This window comes from Pseudoalteromonas sp. S1612 (assembly GCF_005887175.1).
Classification (GTDB): domain Bacteria; phylum Pseudomonadota; class Gammaproteobacteria; order Enterobacterales; family Alteromonadaceae; genus Pseudoalteromonas; species Pseudoalteromonas undina.
In genome coordinates this window covers 23,720-40,991 of sequence record NZ_PNDH01000060.1, presented here as the reverse complement: position 1 = coordinate 40,991, position 17,272 = coordinate 23,720, and the positions used below count along the sequence as shown (strand labels likewise).

Sequence of the window (17,272 nt, the reverse complement as noted above, 5' to 3'; positions counted from 1 at the left end):
TTGGCTATGCAGCCCCTTGCTGTTGACGGCCTTTTTTAAATAGCTCCCTAAATATAGGGTAAATGTCTTCAACACCTTGAATATGTTGGATGGCAAAATTACTGTGAGTTTGGCTTATGCTTTGGTACTCGCGCCATAGACTTTGGTGGGCGCGGGTAGTAATTTCTATATAGGCAAAGTATCGTACTGCATGTAACAGTTTGTTACGTAAAATATGCCCACATTGCGGGGTATCATCTGCCCAGTTATCACCATCAGAGGCTTGTGCTGCGTATATATTCCATTCATCAGCATTATAGCGCTCTGCTATTATTTCATTCATTAGCTTAAGCGCACTTGAAACGATAGTACCGCCCGTTTCTTGGGAGTAAAAAAACTCTTGTTCATCAACTTCTTTAGCTTGAGTATGATGACGAATATACACAACCTCAATGTCTTTATAGCTGCGAGTTAAAAACTGATAAAGCAAAATATAAAAGCGTTTTGCCATGTCTTTGGTGGCTTGATCCATTGAACCGGATACATCCATAATACAAAACATTACTGCTTTGCTGGTTGGGTGTGGTTGTTTATTATAGTTACGAAAACGCAAATCGTAGTTATCAATAAAGGGTACCGATTTAATTTGTTGCTTTAGAATGTCGATTTCTTGTTGCAACAATGTCACAGCGGCTTTGTCGCAGTGTGGTTGTTCAAGCAGTAGTGCTAATTGCCCCTCAAGTTCACTAAGGCGGCGCTTTTTTCCTGCGGTCATTGCAATTCTACGAGCTAAAGAGCCTTGTAATGAACGCACTACGTCAATATTACTGGGCATACCGTCGCTGCAAAACCCAGCGCGATGGGTTTTCATTTGTACGAGCTTATCGAGCTGATTTTCTTGTAAATTAGGGAGTTCTAAATCTTCAAATAACAAATCAAGATATTCGTCTTTAGAAATTGAGAAAACAAAATCATCTTGGCCTTCGCCAGAATCACTCGCTTCACCTTCGCCCGCGCCACCGCCTTGTCCACCTCTAGGTCGCTCAATTTTATCACCAGTAGAGAACTGATCGTTCCCTGGATGTATTTGCTCTCTATTACCGCCTCTACCTTGATGAAAAGTAGGTTCACTAATATCACGCTGTGGAATAGATATACTCTCCCCAGAGCTAGAGTCGGTGACGCTGCGTTTATTTATCGCATCAGACACCGCTTCTTTTATCTGCTTTTTATAACGCCTAATAAAACGCTGGCGGTTAACTGTGCTTTTGTTTTTGCCATTTAAACGCCTGTCGATAAAATGCGCCATAATGACCTCCTAAAAACTGCAATTATGAAGGTTATTGCGATTTTCTAACCCGTAAATACCACTCAGATAGCAAGCGCACTTGTTTTTGCGTGTAGCCTTTTTCAACCATACGGTTAACAAAGTCCTCATGCTTTTGCTGATCCTCAGCCGATGTTTTAGCATTGAATGAAATGACAGGGAGTAAGTCTTCGGTGTTTGAGAACATTTTTTTCTCAATAACAGTGCGTAGTTTCTCATAACTCGTCCATAGCGGATTCTTGCCATTATTGTGAGCGCGAGCACGTAGTACAAAGTTAACAATTTCATTTCTGAAATCTTTAGGATTTGAAATACCTGCCGGTTTCTCAATTTTTTCTAGCTCAGCATTGAGCGCATCACGGTCAAACAATTGCCCTGTATCAGGGTCGCGATATTCTTGATCTTGAATCCAAAAATCAGCATAAATAACGTAGCGGTCAAAAATATTTTGTCCGTATTCCGAGTACGATTCTAGATAGGCGGTTTGTAGCTCTTTACCTATAAACTCAACATATTGTGGAATTAAATAGCCTTTTAAAAAGCTTAAATAACGCTCTTCAACCTCAGCGCTAAATTGTTCTCGTTCAATTTGTTGCTCAAGTACATAAAACAAATGTACTGGGTTGGCGGCCACTTCGGTGGTATCAAAGTTGAATACGCGAGATAAAATTTTAAACGCAAAACGAGTTGAAAGACCGTTCATGCCCTCATCGACACCAGCGTAATCACGATATTCTTGGTATGACTTAGCTTTTGGATCGGTATCTTTGAGTGTTTCACCATCGTAGACCCGCATTTTAGAGTAAATGCTAGAGTTTTCTGGCTCTTTTAAGCGCGAGAGAGTGGTAAATTGAGCTAAAATTTTAAGTGTTCCTGGCGCACATGGAGCATTATAAAGCTCACTGTGTTCAATCAGCTTATCGTAAATTTTAATCTCCTCGGTCACTCTTAAGCAATATGGGACTTTAACAATATAAACACGGTCTAAAAAAGCTTCGTTGTTTTTATTGTTTTTAAAGGTTTGCCATTCTGACTCGTTGGAGTGGGCGAGTATCATGCCGTTAAATGGCAGGGCGCTTATGCCTTCTGTGCCGTTATAGTTGCCTTCTTGTGTGGCTGTTAAAAGCGGGTGTAGCACTTTTATCGGTGCTTTGAACATTTCCACAAACTCCATTAAGCCTTGGTTAGCTAAACATAATGCGCCTGAATAAGCGTACGCATCAGGATCATTTTGCGCAAAGTGTTCAAGCTGGCGGATATCTACTTTACCTACAAGAGCCGAAATATCTTGGTTGTTTTCATCGCCGGGCTCTGTTTTAGCAATCGCTACTTGATTTAAAATTGATGGGAAGCGTTTAACCACTCTAAATTGGCTAATATCACCATTAAATTCTTGTAAGCGTTTTGCGGCCCATGGCGACATCACTGTTTTAAGGTAGCGAGACTTAATTCCATATTCTTTTTCGAGCAGGTTTGCATCTTCAATGGGGTCAAATAATGCCAGCGGATGGTCATTAACTGGTGAGCCTTTAATGGAGTAGATAGGCACTTGTTGCATTAAATACTTTAATTTTTCGGCAATTGATGACTTACCACCACCCACAGGGCCGAGTAAATAAAGTACTTGTTTACACTCCTCTAAGCCTTGTGCTGCATGTTTTAGATAAGACACAATTTGTTCAATAGCGTCTTCCATGCCATAAAAGTCAGCAAATGCTGGGTAACGTGCAACAACACGATTTGAAAATAAGCGACTTAGGCGAGTATCGGTAGCAGTATCTACCATTTTAGGCTCGCCAATGGCCATCAGTAACCTTTCAGGTGCACTGGCATAAGCAGACTTATCGGTTTTACAAATTTCGAGGAATTCAGCAACACTGTACTCTTCTTCTTGTGTTGATTCATAACGTGCTTGGTAGTGATCAAAAATAGTCATAATGACCTCCGAAACCTACTTTGAAGATGTATTCACTATCTAAAGTCTAGTCACGAATTTCATTTTTTGTGCAATAAAATTAAAAATTTATATGAAAAATGATCAAGATGGGCTTTTATAAAACAACCTACGTATAAACGCAATTAATGCAAATTGTAGGCATAAAAAAAGACGCCTAAGCGTCTTTTTAAAACTAGTATTAAACTAATTATGCGAAGTTAGCGTTCGCGAATTCCCAGTTAACTAGTGACCAGAAACCTTTAAGGTAATCTGGACGCACGTTACGGTAATCAATGTAGTATGCGTGTTCCCATAAATCCACTGTTAGGATTGGAGTAACACCTGCATCTGTTAGTGGTGTAGCAGCGTTAGATGTATTAACGATGTCTAGTGAACCATCAGCCAGTTTAACTAACCAAGTCCAGCTTGAACCAAAGTTATTTACTGCTTTATCATTTAACGCGTCTTTAAATGCGTCAAATGAGCCCCATTTGGCGTTAATTGCATCAGCAATTGCACCTGTTGGAGCGCCACCGCCATTTGGAGATAGGCTGTTCCAGTAGAAAGTGTGGTTCCAGATTTGAGCAGCGTTATTAAATACACCGCCTTCTGAAGAACATACGATTTCTTCAAGTGACTTACCTTCAAACTCAGTGCCTGGGATTAAACCGTTAAGTTTAGTCACATAAGTGTTGTGGTGTTTACCATGGTGAAACTCTAGCGTTTCTTGTGAAATATGTGGCTCAAGTGCATCAATTGCATACGGTAGTGACGGTAGTTCAAATGCCATTTTTTATCTCCATCTTCTTTTGGTTGATAGTCTATTTAGTAATACGTAATGCCTGCGCAAACAGGGCACTTATCTATACCAAACAGGAATATAGTGTTACTATAATTGTTGAGTATTTTACTCAAGTTTTAGCAAACAGCAATGCTCTTGCTAAAGCTATTTAAGATTGAGGCTTTAATTGCCTATTTTAATCTATATATCTGAGGCCACAGTGAAACTTTTTCAAGGCCTAATGTGTTCGCTATCGTCATTTTGAGGTTGTAAATGGAAACCATCGATAAAATTAAACAGCAAATTGCTGAAAACCCAATCATCTTATACATGAAAGGATCACCAAAACTGCCTAATTGTGGTTTTTCTTCACAAGCATCACAAGCGTTAATGTCGTGTGGTGAACCGTTTGCTTATGTAGATATTTTACTTAATCCAGACATTCGTGCAGAGCTTCCTGCGTATGCTAACTGGCCTACTTTCCCACAACTTTGGGTTGAAGGTGAGTTAATTGGTGGCTGTGACATTATCATTGAAATGTTTCAACGTGGTGAATTACAACCACTGATCGCAGAAACAGCTGCAAAGCATAAACCTGCAGACGCTGAATAAGCGTTTAGGTAAAAAAAAGCTGCAATTTGCAGCTTTTTTTATGTCTATAAATTATTTACTCTTGTTGCTTATACGCTAAAAGTAAGGAGTGAGAAGGCAGCTTTACTCGTTTTTTACGTAGCTTACAAAGCCGCAAACTTCAGAGCGCGATTGAATCGCCCCTAAATTGAGCAAGTTTTCATTCTTAAATAAGCAGTTATCAGGGTAAACTTACAAAAACACTGATCCCGCCGATTTCACGATTATGCAGGCTAATTTGCCCATGATGGGCTTCAACAATTTCTCGACACAGTGCCAACCCTAATCCACTTCCAGCTGCCTTGGTAGAATAAAAAGGGATGAGAGCACTGGCCATAACCGTTTCACTCATGCCTTTTCCTTGATCGCTCACATTAATATGAGTGCCGAGGTTATCTTGTGTTATTTTTAAACTAATATGCTCTGCTAGCGACTCTGATTCATGTGCGTTTTTCAACAGGTTAATGAGCAATTGTTCTATTTGGGTTTGATCGGCTCGTGTGATGATATCTTTTTGAAGGTCGAAATTAAATTGCCATTGGCTTTGTAATTGATCGAGTAATGAATGCCAATCAACCATTGTTATTTTAGGTGGTGGTAGTTTAGCAAACTTTCCATAGCCTTGAACAAACTCGTTTAAATGCTTTATTCGCTCTTCAATGGTAGTGAAAACGCGTTGTAAACGAGGTTCATCCACTTTCTTCGTTAACAGCTGTGCACTATGTAACATGGATGACATAGGACCTAGTGAGTTATTGAGTTCATGGCTAATGATCCTAATAACCTTTTTCCAAACTTCAACTTCTTGGCGGCTCAATTCGCGGGTCAATTGTTTAAATACAAACAACCTGTGGTGTTGGTTGTTAAGCAATAAGCGACCCATTGAAAGATGCCATGTTTGCGGTTCTTGTTCTGCTTTATCGAGAATAAATAAACCATCTACGCCTTTATTAACGGCATTAATTATTTGCTGTGGGGCTTTAGACAATAATGGTGATATTTTTTCGCCTTCTAGGGCTGTACTTGCATTAAAAAAATCTCTCGCACTATGGTTACTATAAACAATAAAATCATTGTCATTTACCAATAATACAGCTTGAGGGGCGTTTTGTAATACCTTATCAAGCATCAACTCTCGTTGGTAAACCCATTGTTTTTCTTGTCTTAATTGCTTTGCAGTTTTGTTGTAAAGCTGGCACAAATGACCTAATTCATCATTATGGTTATAGGCCAGTAAAGTCGATAGTTCCCCATCTTTAAAATTTAATAAGCCAGTTTCTAATGAAGTAATACCTTGGACCAGTTTACCGCTGAGTCGATGAGCCAATAAGCTACTTAGCGTGGCTGTGAAAATAACACTTACTGTTGTTTTTATAGCGTCAACACCCAGCAGCCAACAACAGATAAAAACAGGGATCACAGAGGAAAATACACATACTAAAATCACTTTAGAAGTTAAAGAGAAGCGGTATCTTGATTCTTTCATCAGTAGGCAATCTCAAACTTATCAAGACGACGGTAGAGTGCTTGTCGGCTGAGGCCAAACTCACGTGCTACTTTGGCAATCACCCCTTTATGTAAACGCATGGCATCCTCAATTTGTTGTTTGTTAGGCTCTACTTTTTGAGTGTGTGTTTGAGGCGTAATAGGAGTTAAACCAAAGTCGTCGATGCTTATCTCACCGCTGGGTTTGAGCACACTGACACGTTTACATGCATTTTCAAGTTCACGAACATTACCGGGCCATGAATGGGCTAAAAGTAGGTTTTCGCATTGTAAGTCCAGCTCACGTTCTACTAAAAAATGACGAATAAGAGGAAGTATGTCATCCGGTCGCTGATTAAGACTTGGCAGGTTAAGTTCAATTACATTTAAGCGGTAGTATAAGTCTTCTCTAAACAGCCCTTTGCTGATTGCATCTGTTAGGTTTTCATTGGTCGCTGATATTACACGGACATTAACTTTTCGGGTCTGGGTTGAACCTAAGCGCTCGAATTCTCCCGTTTGTAAAATCCGTAGGAGCTTCATTTGTCCTGATAAAGGGAGATTACCTATTTCATCTAAAAATAATGTGCCACCATCAGCCGCTTCAAATCGACCAATCCTTTGTTTTGTGATCCCTGTAAAAGCACCTGCTTCTGCACCAAATAATTCTGCTTCTATTAGTTGATGGGGAAGGGCACCTGCATTGACCGTAATAAACGCAGCATTTTGGCGAGGTGAGTTTGCTTGAATAATTTGTGCTATGCGCTCTTTACCACTGCCATTTGGGCCTGTTATTAATACAGAGACATCAGATTTGGCGACTTGTAATGCCATTTTAACTAATTGCTCCATGGCCGTACTGCGATAAATTAAACCTACTAAATTAGCATTTTCTATAGATGCCTCACGCTCTTGCTGGTGGCGCAATAAGGTTTGATTTTGTTTTTTTGTCTTTCCTAGTTCAATTAGGTTATTAACACAGGTAAGAAGCTTGGCATCATCCCATGGTTTTGGTAAATAATCAGCCGCACCGGCTTTGACAAGTTCAACGGCTGTTTCAAGCTCAGTCCATGCAGTGATCAGAATAATGGGCAGATAGGGATTTAGCTCTCTGAGTTGATAAAAGAGTAACTTTCCCTCTTCTCCTGAAGTTGTGTCGTTACTAAAGTTCATATCTTGAAGTACAAGTGCAATACGCTGGTATTGCACAATTTGAATAGCTTCAAATGGGCTATTTGCAGTAACCACTTTATAGTCGTGAATCTCTAGCAATAATGACAAGGCATCTAAAATTGCAGGATTATCATCAACGATAAGTATTTTTTCCATGTTAATTTAATCGCTGTTTATTATTATTTAAATATTGAAAATGCTACACCGCGTTTAGCCAGTGTAGCATAGGTTGGGAGCTGTGCTATATGGTTCGGGTTGCGATACTCGGCGAAATATTTGCCGCGCGTTTAGCTGGGCCAAATACAGCCAAAAGACTCATTGTAAACACCATGACTGCCGTGACAGCAATATAACTTGATGGTAATGCCGCTATTGAAAAATGTTGCATTAATAACTGACCGAGTAAAAGTGCTGAAATAGCACCTAAAAATAAGCCAGCAATGCAAATAAGCGCATTTTCAACTAAAAAATAATTAACAATTGCAGATTTACGAGCGCCTAAAGCACGACGGGTTCCAATTTGCTTGGTACGTTTGTTTATATTAAATAGCGTCAAACCAAAAATGCCCAGTGCGGTTACCAATACCAGTATGGTTATGAGCACAATTAACATACGCATCATAAGTTTATCTGCAGCCATATATTGATCTTTAAGTTCATCAAGACCTTTAATATTGTTGATCACCCGCTTGCTATAATTATTTAGCATCGCATTTTCGATTTGTTTCATTACAGCTGCGCGTTGTCCTGGCTTTGTTCTTACAGCAAATTGTGCGTAAGTTTTGCCTTGAATATACGGAATAAGCGCGACATTATTGGGGTGACTATCTTTTAGCCAAGGGCCTTTCATTGGCGCTGTGATCCCAATAATTTGTAGGGGTAAGTCACCAAAATAAATGGTTTTTCCTAGGCCATTGCCCTCAGGGAAAAGCTCATTGGCTAACGCCTCAGTAACTATAGTGACATTAGTTGTTCTATCTGTCGGTGAATTTGTAATGAGTACTTCAGCCTCAGTAAAATTACGCCCAGCAATTAATTTTACGCCATATGTGTCTAGGCCGTGCTCATCAATAAAAAAGTAAGCAGTGCGCACATTTTTGCTTTCTTGTGGTGCAGGTTTTAAATTAAAGCCGGAAGCGCTGCCACTACCAGATAACGGAATACTGCTACTTTGCGCTGCACTCTCAACCCCTGGTAGGGCTCTTAACATGGCTTCATCTAGTTCAAACTGCTGGCTAGCATCAACGTCTTTCCCAAAGGTCATCACATTGAACTTAAACAAGTCTTGCTCTGGATAGCCGGTTTCTTGGTTTAAAAAAGCGATTCTATCTTGAATGATAAACGCCGCATTGCTGACAATGGCTGTCGTAATTGCAATTTGAATTAAAAGTAATATTGCGCCTACCTTTGAGCGGCAAAGGGCATGAAATATTGGTTTTATTTCTAACATGATTAGCTCCTCATTGGCTCTTAAGGTAAATGGCAGGGTTGGTTTTACACACTAGCCAAGCAGGGTAAAGCCCAGCAATAATGCAAGTAGTTATTGCGATAACTGGGGCACTTAATAACATGGCTAAATCCATCGTGGCTATGTTTTTGTAATATTCGTAACTTTGCCTTACCCCGAGAAGGCCAATTTGTGCAAGTACAATACCGAGCAACCCGCCGATAAAACCAAGCATGGCTACTTCTACTAAATGCTGTAGAAAGACTTGTCGCTTACTTGCCCCGAGTGCTCGACGCACGCCGACTTCTGGAGCACGGCGTAAAAACTTTGCTAGTAATAATCCTAAAATATTAGCTAAACACACCGCTAAAAACATAAAGCTTAAACTAACCAGTATTTTGTTATCTTCACTAACGACATTGTTGTATTCCATCCATTGGTTTACATCACGTAGGCTATATTCAGGTTTCTCTCGCGTGAAGCGGCCACGTTTTTTTTGCTCTTCAATGTAAGAGGTGAGGTAATCACCGTAAGCGGTTTTTTGCTCTGGTGTATCAAGCTGAGCCCAAAATTGGATCCACACTATTTCCGATTGCAATCTATCGGCATAGGTATTTATATTTTCATGTTTCCAGCCATTGCTATTGCCCCAGCTGGTGAGCTCTTTTGCTTTAATTAAACTAAAGGGTAAAAATAGGTCTGCTATTTTATCAAAAGCGCCGTTATTTAAATCGTAATATTTAAGGTTGAGGGGCCAGTCATCAATAACACCGACAATTTGGTAGCTATCGTCATCCAAATAGACTAGTTTGCCGATGGAGTTTTCACCCGCAAACAACTTATCGTTCAGCTCTTTTGAAATCACCAAAACAGGGGCTGCAGATTGCTCTTGTTGTACACTCCACACACCGCCATAAATAAATGGCACATCAAACATGCTAAAAAAATCGGGTGTGGTCATGCGTGCTTCACCAGTAAACGGCTTAACTTTATCTGAGTCTAAATACACCGAGAAGCCAGTGCGCATCATGGCCACTTTTTTATCTGGAGTAGGCGCATTATGTAAATTTACGGCATCTTGATAAGTCAATTGCATGGGGATATCGTCACCCGTCCACCACGTGTGACCTTCATCCATGGTTTGTAATTGTACGTTATACAATTGACTGCTTTTATGCGGGATCGGATCTGCTGACATCATATGATAAACGCTTAAACTGGTCATGGTTACACCAATCCCAATGGCAATCGCCAGCACCATTAAGAAACTCACCAGAGGAGTGCGCTTAAAGCTACGCCAACTTAAATCGAGGTAATGTAATAGCATGGCTTACGCTCCTGCAACATTTTTAAGGTTTTGTGCGCCTTGATACAGCGTAAAGTCGGCAAGTTGTCCATCGACCACCTGAATGTTTCTTGGCGCTCTGCGAGCAAGCTCAGGATCATGGGTCACCATAATGATGGTCGCGCCATCGCGATTGATTTGTTCAAGCAGCTCCATTACTTGACGAGCCATAAGGCTGTCGAGATTACCGGTTGGTTCATCGGCAAGTAAAAATCGTGGCTCGCCAGCAAGCGCGCGTGCTATGGCTACTCGTTGTTGCTGTCCGCCAGAGAGTTGCTGTGGCAAATGTTTTGCCCGAGAGGCAAGACCAACTTGTTCTAAACATTTTTCAATGCGACGTTTACGCTCTGCGGCTTTAATACCTCTATAACGTAGCGGTACTTCAATATTTTCATATAAGTTTAAGTCAGGTATTAAATTGAACCCTTGGAAGATAAAGCCTATTTTTTGATTTCGACAATCTGCGCGCTGGTTATCGTTTAACTTACCTACATCAATTCCATCAAGTAAATATTCACCTGCAGAGAAGGGTTCTAACATTCCAGCTATATTTAAAAAGGTCGTTTTTCCTGATCCGCTAGGGCCTGTAACAGCAATAAATTCGCCTTCATCAACGTGTAGATTAAAATCACGTAATGCATGGGTTTGAACCATTTCTGTTTGATATACTTTACTTATATTATTCATCTTTAACATGCTTTTTCCTTTTGTTGTTTGGTTCTACGCGATTGTTAGCGAAGTAATAATGTGTGTGTGTGTTTGAAACTGTTATAGCTTGAGATAATCAATTCATCGCCAGCTTGAACCCCTGAGATTAACTCAACCGCATTAATACTTGTTGCACCAATTGAAATATCAATGAGCTGAGCTGTATCACCGGTAATTTTATAAACCTGTGTACCGCCTTGTTGTAAAAATGCCCCACGCTTAACTTGTAAAACATCGTCACGATTTTCTAATAAAATACGTGCTGTTAATCGTTGGTTTTGTCTGATACCCGTCATGTCTTTGTCAAAACGTACACGCGTTGTGACTTCTCTATTATTTACTTCTGGTGAAATGGCAGAGAGGGCGCCCATCACTTTGCTAGCGCCCATTGTTATCTCTACGTCCATACCTAAACCAAGCTCATTTGCATAACTTTCAGGGACTTGTAGCTCTGCTTCAAAATTACTCAAATCAACTAAAGTCATTAATGGTTGGCTTTGTGTTACCGCTTCTCTTTGTTGAACTAGTAAGTTACCTACAATCCCTGACACAGTGGCTTTAATTGTTAAGTTATTAACTTTACGAAGTAGATCATCGACAATCAGTTGTTGACGAGTGACATCTCGTTTAGCGGCCTGTAGTTCAAAAGCAAGTGTATCTTTGGACAATTCAACTTCTTGCTCTGCATGTTTATAAGAGAGTTTTGCACGGGCAAGCTCATCAATGGCTTTTTCGTGATCAATTTGACTGATCACATTTTTTTGCATTGATAAGGCCGCTCTGCGATTTTCTCTATCGGCAGCGTTTAACTCTACTTGTGCTAGATCAAGTGCTTTATTTAAGCTTAATGATTGGCGGCGTGCCTCAAGGTGTTTACGTTGTAGCTCGCCCTCAAGACGAGCTAAAACAGACTGTTGCTGCTTTAATTCGTTTGTGAGCTCAGGACTATCAACCATGGCTATTACATCATGCAGTTTTACTGAGTCACCAGCATTAACCTTCAATGAAACAAAGCCTAGTTCAGGGCTGTAAACTTTTGGTGCTCTGGCGGCCACAATTTTACCGCTGGCTGCAACATCGCGTATTAGCGATTGGCGCACCACCGTGGCTATTTGTAGGCTTACTCTATCAACCGAGATAGTACCTTCTTGATCAGCATTTAATAGTGCATATACACATAGAGCAACTAGGCCCACAATAAATATAAACAGCCTGATGTATTTTTTAAAATTTATAGGTCGTGAGATTTGCGTGTCTTGCCCGCTAGTGTCTTTAATCATTATTCATTCTCTTAGTGTTTTTCAAACACAGTAATCATTAGCGAGGCAATAAACAGAATAATTGGTGAAATTAAAAATAAGCCAATAGTAAACATTCGAACATCCTCAAAATTTATATAGTTATGCTGTATTCGAATAGCATGCCATTTTTTATCTTATTGAATTTATTTGATTTTTAACTTTACCCTTTTTGTTTTACATGTCCGCGGACATAAAAAGTGTCCGCTGCGGGCACTTTTTTGATTTGTCTATGGGATGAGGTTACCTCAACGTAAAGCAAAGCAAGTTGTTAATTAATGCATAACATGAGGGGAGCGTTTAAATCTATTGAATAAACTATGCGCTAATAGAAGCCGCTGTAATTAAATGTCGTGTTCAGATGAATTACTAATACAGCACAAAAGAGGAAATAGCCCCTAATGAATAGTTATTCATTTTTAGCTCACCTTACGTTTACGTAAACTGCTAGTTACGCATGCTTTTTGTTTACAAGTTTTTAAAAATAACACCGGTGTCAATCTATTTTTCGATTCGATATCTATGCAAATGTTAATGGGTGGCATTATTTTATGATTTTTAATTAAGTTGAAATATATTCAATATAATGAATATGTATTCATAAAAATATTGACTCAAGGGTGGAATAACGCTAATTTTGTTCGTCTGTTAGCAAATCGTCGAGCCGTTCATCCACGTTAACAGCGCAGCAAGGGGAGGGGTCCATGTTATATGACTCAAAACTAGAAAAAGATAATTGTGGCTTTGGCTTAATAGCCCAAGTTAATAACCAAGCGAGTCACCGACTCATTCGTACGGCGATCACCGGTTTAGATCGCATGCAGCACCGCGGTGGTATTTCTGCTGATGGTAAAACGGGTGATGGTTGTGGCTTGTTATTACAAAAACCAGACAGCTTCTTTCGGGCTATTGCTGCCGAGAATAATTGGCATTTAGGTAAAAATTACGCCGTTGGGATGATCTTCCTCAATGCTGATCCGGTACTAGCACAAGCAGCCAAAGATGTTTTAAGCGAAGAACTAGAAAAAGAAACGCTAAATATTTTGGGCTGGCGTGTGGTTCCAACTGATCCATCAATGTTAGGACCTATTGCTCTAAAACAATTGCCAGGTTTTGAACAAATTTTTATTAGTGCGCCAGAAGGTTGGCGTTCTAAAGATTTAGAACGCCGCTTGTATGTTGCACGTCGTCGTGCAGAAAAGCGTCTAATGGACGATGAATCATTTTATATTGCGAGCTTATCTGGGCTAGTCACAATATATAAAGGCTTAATGATGCCTGCTGACTTGCCTAATTTTTATCTTGATCTTGCGGATATTCGCATGACTAGTGCTATTTGTGTTTTTCATCAACGCTTCTCTACAAACACACAGCCTCGCTGGCCTTTAGCGCAACCATTTCGTTATTTAGCGCACAATGGTGAAATTAATACTATTGAAGGTAATCGCCAATGGGCACGTGCCCGTTCTTATAAATTTGCTTCGCCACTTATTCCTGATTTACAAAGCGCAGCGCCGTTTGTTAATGAGACAGGGTCTGACTCATCTAGCCTCGATAATATGCTGGAGCTATTTTTAGCTGGTGGTATGGATTTATTCCGTGCGATGCGCATGCTAGTGCCGCCAGCATGGCAAAAAAATCGAGCTATGGATGACGACTTACGTGCGTTCTATGATTTTAATTCTATGCATATGGAACCGTGGGATGGCCCTGCAGGCATTGTTATGTCTGATGGGCGCTTTGCAGCCTGTAACCTAGACCGTAATGGTTTGCGTCCAGCGCGTTATATTATTACTCAAGATGGTTTTATTACTTTAGCTTCTGAGGTGGGAATTTGGGATTACACAGCTGACGAGGTGGTAGAAAAAGGACGTGTTGGCCCAGGCGAGCTACTGGTTATTGATACCAAACTCGGAAAAATTTGGCATTCAGATGAAATTGACCAAGACTTAAAATCACGCCACCCTTATAAATCGTGGTTAGAAGAAAACGTTAAACGCTTAACACCTTTTGAAGCACTGACTGAGCAAGTTGCAGGTAATCGCTCATTCGATGATGCAACTCTAGCCAAATATCAAAAGATGTTTGGCTATACTAATGAAGAGCTAGACAGTGTTATTCGTGTTATGGGTGAAAATGGTCAAGAAGCTACCGGTTCAATGGGTGACGATACGCCGTTTGCCGTCCTAAGCGAAGGGCATCGTTCACTTTACGATTATTTCCGCCAGAAGTTTGCCCAAGTGACTAATCCGCCAATCGATCCGTTACGTGAAAACCATGTAATGTCGTTGGCAACGTGTATTGGCAGTGAACAAAACGTATTTAATGAAACTACAGGGCATGCTAAACGCCTGCAATTTGATACCCCTATTTTAATGTATGCTGACATGCAGCAGCTACTCAATGCCGATGAAGCACACTACAGTTACTGTAAAATTGACATTACTTACACCATAGAAGAAGGACTTGAAAACGCCGTTAAGCGTGTTTGTGATGAAGCACAAGAAAAAGCAGCATCAGGCTGCATTATGCTGGTATTAACGGATCGTAACTTTGATGACAATCAATTACCTATTCCTGCAGCTATGGCGGTGGGTGCGGTACAAAAACGCTTGGTAGATAATAACTTACGCTGTGAGTCTAACATCATTATTGAAACCGGTAGCGTTCGTGACGCGCATCAATTTGCTGTTCTACTTGGCTTCGGTGCAACCGCAATCTACCCGTATTTAGCGTATGAGTCACTTGTGGCCATGAGCGATAGCAAGGTAATTAATAAGTCATACTGCGAAGTGACACTGGCTTATCGTCAAGCAATTAATAAAGGCTTGTACAAAATCATGTCGAAAATGGGTATTAGCACCGTGGCTTCATATCGTTGTTCGATGTTGTTTGAAGCGGTTGGCTTATCGGACGCGATTGTTGAGATGTGTTTTAAAGGCGTTGCAAGTCGCATAAAAGGGGCGTGTTTTAGCGACTTCGATGACGATCAGCAAAGCTTGCATAAACTGGCGCTTAGTAAACGTAAATTATTAAGCCATGGCGGTTTATTTAAATACGTTCACGGCGGCGAGTATCATGCTTACAACCCTGATGTGATTCAAACGTTACAAAAAGCAGTACGTAGCGGCGAGTATAGTGATTACAGCGAATACGCAAAGCTAGTTAATCACCGTCCAGTCGCGACTTTGCGCGATATGTTGGCTTTAAAACTGCCAGAAAAGGGTATAAGCATTGATGAGGTAGAGCCTGCCACTGAGCTTTATAAACGTTTTGATTCTGCAGCGATGAGTATTGGTGCATTATCACCAGAGGCGCATGAAGCACTAGCCATTGCTATGAACCGTTTAGGTGGTTGCTCAAATTCTGGCGAAGGTGGCGAAGATAAACTTCGTTACGGTACAGAAAAAAATTCACGGATCAAACAAGTGGCCTCTGGTCGATTTGGTGTAACACCTCATTATTTACGCAGTGCGGATGTCATTCAAATAAAAGTGGCTCAAGGCGCTAAGCCGGGCGAAGGCGGGCAGTTACCAGGTGAAAAAGTAACGCCCTATATTGCCAAGCTTCGTTACTCGGTACCAGGCGTGACACTAATTTCACCGCCACCGCATCATGATATTTACTCTATTGAAGATTTAGCTCAGCTTATTTTTGATTTAAAGCAAGTAAACCCGAATGCACTGATTTCAGTAAAACTGGTATCTGAACCGGGCGTAGGAACAATTGCAACCGGTGTTGCAAAAGCGTATGCCGATTTAATTACTATCTCAGGCTACGATGGTGGCACAGGTGCAAGTCCCTTAACCTCGGTTAAATATGCTGGCAGCCCATGGGAGCTTGGCCTTGCAGAAACGCAACAAGCACTTGTCGAAAATGGCCTTCGTCATCGTATTCGCCTGCAAACAGATGGTGGGTTAAAAACCGGGCTTGATATCATCAAAGCAGCCATTTTAGGCGCTGAAAGTTTTGGTTTTGGTACCGGACCCATGGTGGCGTTAGGCTGTAAATACTTACGAATTTGTCACTTAAATAACTGTGCTACTGGTGTGGCAACCCAAGACGATACACTGCGCCAAAAGCATTATCACGGCTTACCAGAAATGGCGATGAACTACTTTAAGTTTATAGCTCAAGAAGCGCGTGAAATTATGGCAAGTTTAGGTGTTGCAAACCTAACCGATTTGATTGGTCGCTTAGATTTACTCGAAGCCATTGAAGGCAAAACAGCCAAACAGCAAAAAATAGATTTATCAGCGGTTATCGCTCAGCCGAACAACCCAACGGGTGAAACACTGTTTTGCAGTGCACCAAATAGCTCGCACTATTTAGGTGAGTTAAATGAGAGCTTGCTAGGCAAGGCAAAAGAGGCAATTGATAATTCAAGCGGCATTTCATTAGTGAGTCGTATATGTAATACCGATAGATCGGTTGGCGCAATGCTTTCTGGTTATATTGCTGATAAGCACGGTAATCAAGGTATGGCAGCAGATCCAGTGGTGATTGAACTTCATGGTACAGCTGGCCAGTCATTCGGGGTATGGAATGCTGGCGGCCTTGAAATGACTTTAGTTGGTGATGCCAACGATTACGTTGGTAAAGGGATGGCTGGCGGTAAGCTAGTCGTTCGCCCACCACTGGGTTCGTCATTTGAAAGTCACAAAGCAACCATCGTAGGTAATACCTGTTTATATGGTGCCACTGGCGGTAAATTGTTTGCAGCCGGATGTGCTGGTGAGCGTTTTGCTGTGCGTAATTCGGGTGTGCAAGCTGTTGTTGAAGGTGTTGGTGATAATGGTTGTGAATATATGACCGGTGGCGTGGTATGTGTACTTGGTAATGTAGGAGTTAACTTTGGTGCAGGTATGACCGGTGGTTTTGCTTATATTTTAGATGAACGAGGTGATTTTGAGAAACGCATTAACCCAGAGTTGGTTGAAGTGGTTACTTTAGATGATTTGAGTTCACATCAAGAGCATTTACGCGGCTTAATTGCTGACCATTTAGAGCTAACAGGCTCATGCAGAGCAGAAACTATTTTAGCTAACTTTGAACTTTATTTACCGATGTTCAAATTAGTAAAACCTAAATCAAGTGACGTAAAAAGTTTACTCGGGCATCGCGCTCGCAGTAGCGCCGAACTACGTGTTCAAGCGCAATAAG

Annotated in this window: 11 protein-coding genes; 2 read left to right on the top strand and 9 right to left on the bottom strand. The window is 40.9% G+C overall.

What is annotated here, in order from left to right:
• Nucleotides 1–4: 4 nt before the first annotated feature.
• The 3 genes from CWB78_RS17205 to CWB78_RS17195 all read right to left on the bottom strand — a co-directional run bounded on the left by CWB78_RS17205 (nt 5) and on the right by CWB78_RS17195 (nt 4,032).
• The gene (locus CWB78_RS17205; RefSeq protein ID WP_138596677.1) at nt 5–1,288 is read right to left on the bottom strand and encodes a YeaH/YhbH family protein; all 1,284 of its coding nucleotides are present in this window, start codon (nt 1,286–1,288) and stop codon (nt 5–7) included.
• Between the two features lie 31 nt (nt 1,289–1,319).
• Nucleotides 1,320–3,242 carry a PrkA family serine protein kinase gene (locus tag CWB78_RS17200; RefSeq protein ID WP_010388602.1) on the bottom strand — a complete coding sequence of 641 codons (1,923 nt, stop codon included), beginning with the start codon at nt 3,240–3,242 and terminating at the stop codon, nt 1,320–1,322.
• Between the two features lie 208 nt (nt 3,243–3,450).
• Nucleotides 3,451–4,032 (bottom strand): superoxide dismutase, encoded by a 582-nt coding sequence (locus CWB78_RS17195; RefSeq protein ID WP_010388603.1) that lies wholly within the window; start codon nt 4,030–4,032, stop codon nt 3,451–3,453.
• A 264-nt stretch (nt 4,033–4,296) separates the two neighbouring features.
• Between CWB78_RS17195 and CWB78_RS17190 the strand changes: the two genes are divergently transcribed.
• On the top strand, nt 4,297–4,635 hold the full coding sequence (locus tag CWB78_RS17190) for a Grx4 family monothiol glutaredoxin (protein WP_024602947.1): 339 nt from the start codon (nt 4,297–4,299) through the stop codon (nt 4,633–4,635).
• 199 nt (nt 4,636–4,834) lie between these two features.
• Here the strand turns inward: CWB78_RS17190 and CWB78_RS17185 are convergent, their stop codons facing one another.
• From CWB78_RS17185 to CWB78_RS17160, 6 genes are all read right to left on the bottom strand, one after another.
• Nucleotides 4,835–6,139 carry a sensor histidine kinase gene (locus tag CWB78_RS17185; RefSeq protein WP_138596675.1) on the bottom strand — a complete coding sequence of 435 codons (1,305 nt, stop codon included), beginning with the start codon at nt 6,137–6,139 and terminating at the stop codon, nt 4,835–4,837.
• Nucleotides 6,139–7,467, bottom strand: coding sequence for a sigma-54-dependent transcriptional regulator (locus tag CWB78_RS17180; protein WP_055012937.1), 1,329 nt, complete (start codon nt 7,465–7,467; stop codon nt 6,139–6,141). The genes CWB78_RS17185 and CWB78_RS17180 overlap by 1 nt, the downstream gene beginning before the upstream one ends.
• Nucleotides 7,468–7,552: 85 nt before the next feature.
• On the bottom strand, nt 7,553–8,761 hold the full coding sequence (locus tag CWB78_RS17175; protein ID WP_138596673.1) for an ABC transporter permease: 1,209 nt from the start codon (nt 8,759–8,761) through the stop codon (nt 7,553–7,555).
• 10 nt (nt 8,762–8,771) lie between these two features.
• The gene (locus CWB78_RS17170) at nt 8,772–10,085 is read right to left on the bottom strand and encodes an ABC transporter permease (RefSeq protein WP_010388609.1); all 1,314 of its coding nucleotides are present in this window, start codon (nt 10,083–10,085) and stop codon (nt 8,772–8,774) included.
• Nucleotides 10,086–10,088: 3 nt separating this feature from the next.
• A complete protein-coding gene (locus tag CWB78_RS17165) occupies nt 10,089–10,799 on the bottom strand; it encodes an ABC transporter ATP-binding protein (RefSeq protein ID WP_010388610.1) in 711 nt (236 codons plus the stop codon).
• A 35-nt stretch (nt 10,800–10,834) separates the two neighbouring features.
• Nucleotides 10,835–12,091 carry an efflux RND transporter periplasmic adaptor subunit gene (locus tag CWB78_RS17160; RefSeq protein WP_138596671.1) on the bottom strand — a complete coding sequence of 419 codons (1,257 nt, stop codon included), beginning with the start codon at nt 12,089–12,091 and terminating at the stop codon, nt 10,835–10,837.
• A 722-nt stretch (nt 12,092–12,813) separates the two neighbouring features.
• On the opposite strand from CWB78_RS17160, the gene gltB reads away from it, so the two are divergent.
• Nucleotides 12,814–17,271, top strand: coding sequence for a glutamate synthase large subunit (gene gltB / locus CWB78_RS17155; protein WP_138596669.1), 4,458 nt, complete (start codon nt 12,814–12,816; stop codon nt 17,269–17,271).
• The last annotated feature ends 1 nt before the right edge of the window (nt 17,272 follow it).

What these genes read in the sequence shown, in the direction of transcription:
- CWB78_RS17205 (WP_138596677.1), bottom strand. Translation starts at nt 1,288, where the DNA reads ATGGCGCATTTTATCGACAGGCGTTTAAATGGCAAAAACAAAAGCACA.
- CWB78_RS17200 (WP_010388602.1), bottom strand. Translation starts at nt 3,242, where the DNA reads ATGACTATTTTTGATCACTACCAAGCACGTTATGAATCAACACAAGAA.
- CWB78_RS17195 (WP_010388603.1), bottom strand. Translation starts at nt 4,032, where the DNA reads ATGGCATTTGAACTACCGTCACTACCGTATGCAATTGATGCACTTGAG.
- CWB78_RS17190 (WP_024602947.1), top strand. Translation starts at nt 4,297, where the DNA reads ATGGAAACCATCGATAAAATTAAACAGCAAATTGCTGAAAACCCAATC.
- CWB78_RS17185 (WP_138596675.1), bottom strand. Translation starts at nt 6,139, where the DNA reads ATGAAAGAATCAAGATACCGCTTCTCTTTAACTTCTAAAGTGATTTTA.
- CWB78_RS17180 (WP_055012937.1), bottom strand. Translation starts at nt 7,467, where the DNA reads ATGGAAAAAATACTTATCGTTGATGATAATCCTGCAATTTTAGATGCC.
- CWB78_RS17175 (WP_138596673.1), bottom strand. Translation starts at nt 8,761, where the DNA reads ATGTTAGAAATAAAACCAATATTTCATGCCCTTTGCCGCTCAAAGGTA.
- CWB78_RS17170 (WP_010388609.1), bottom strand. Translation starts at nt 10,085, where the DNA reads ATGCTATTACATTACCTCGATTTAAGTTGGCGTAGCTTTAAGCGCACT.
- CWB78_RS17165 (WP_010388610.1), bottom strand. Translation starts at nt 10,799, where the DNA reads ATGTTAAAGATGAATAATATAAGTAAAGTATATCAAACAGAAATGGTT.
- CWB78_RS17160 (WP_138596671.1), bottom strand. Translation starts at nt 12,091, where the DNA reads ATGATTAAAGACACTAGCGGGCAAGACACGCAAATCTCACGACCTATA.
- gltB (WP_138596669.1), top strand. Translation starts at nt 12,814, where the DNA reads ATGTTATATGACTCAAAACTAGAAAAAGATAATTGTGGCTTTGGCTTA.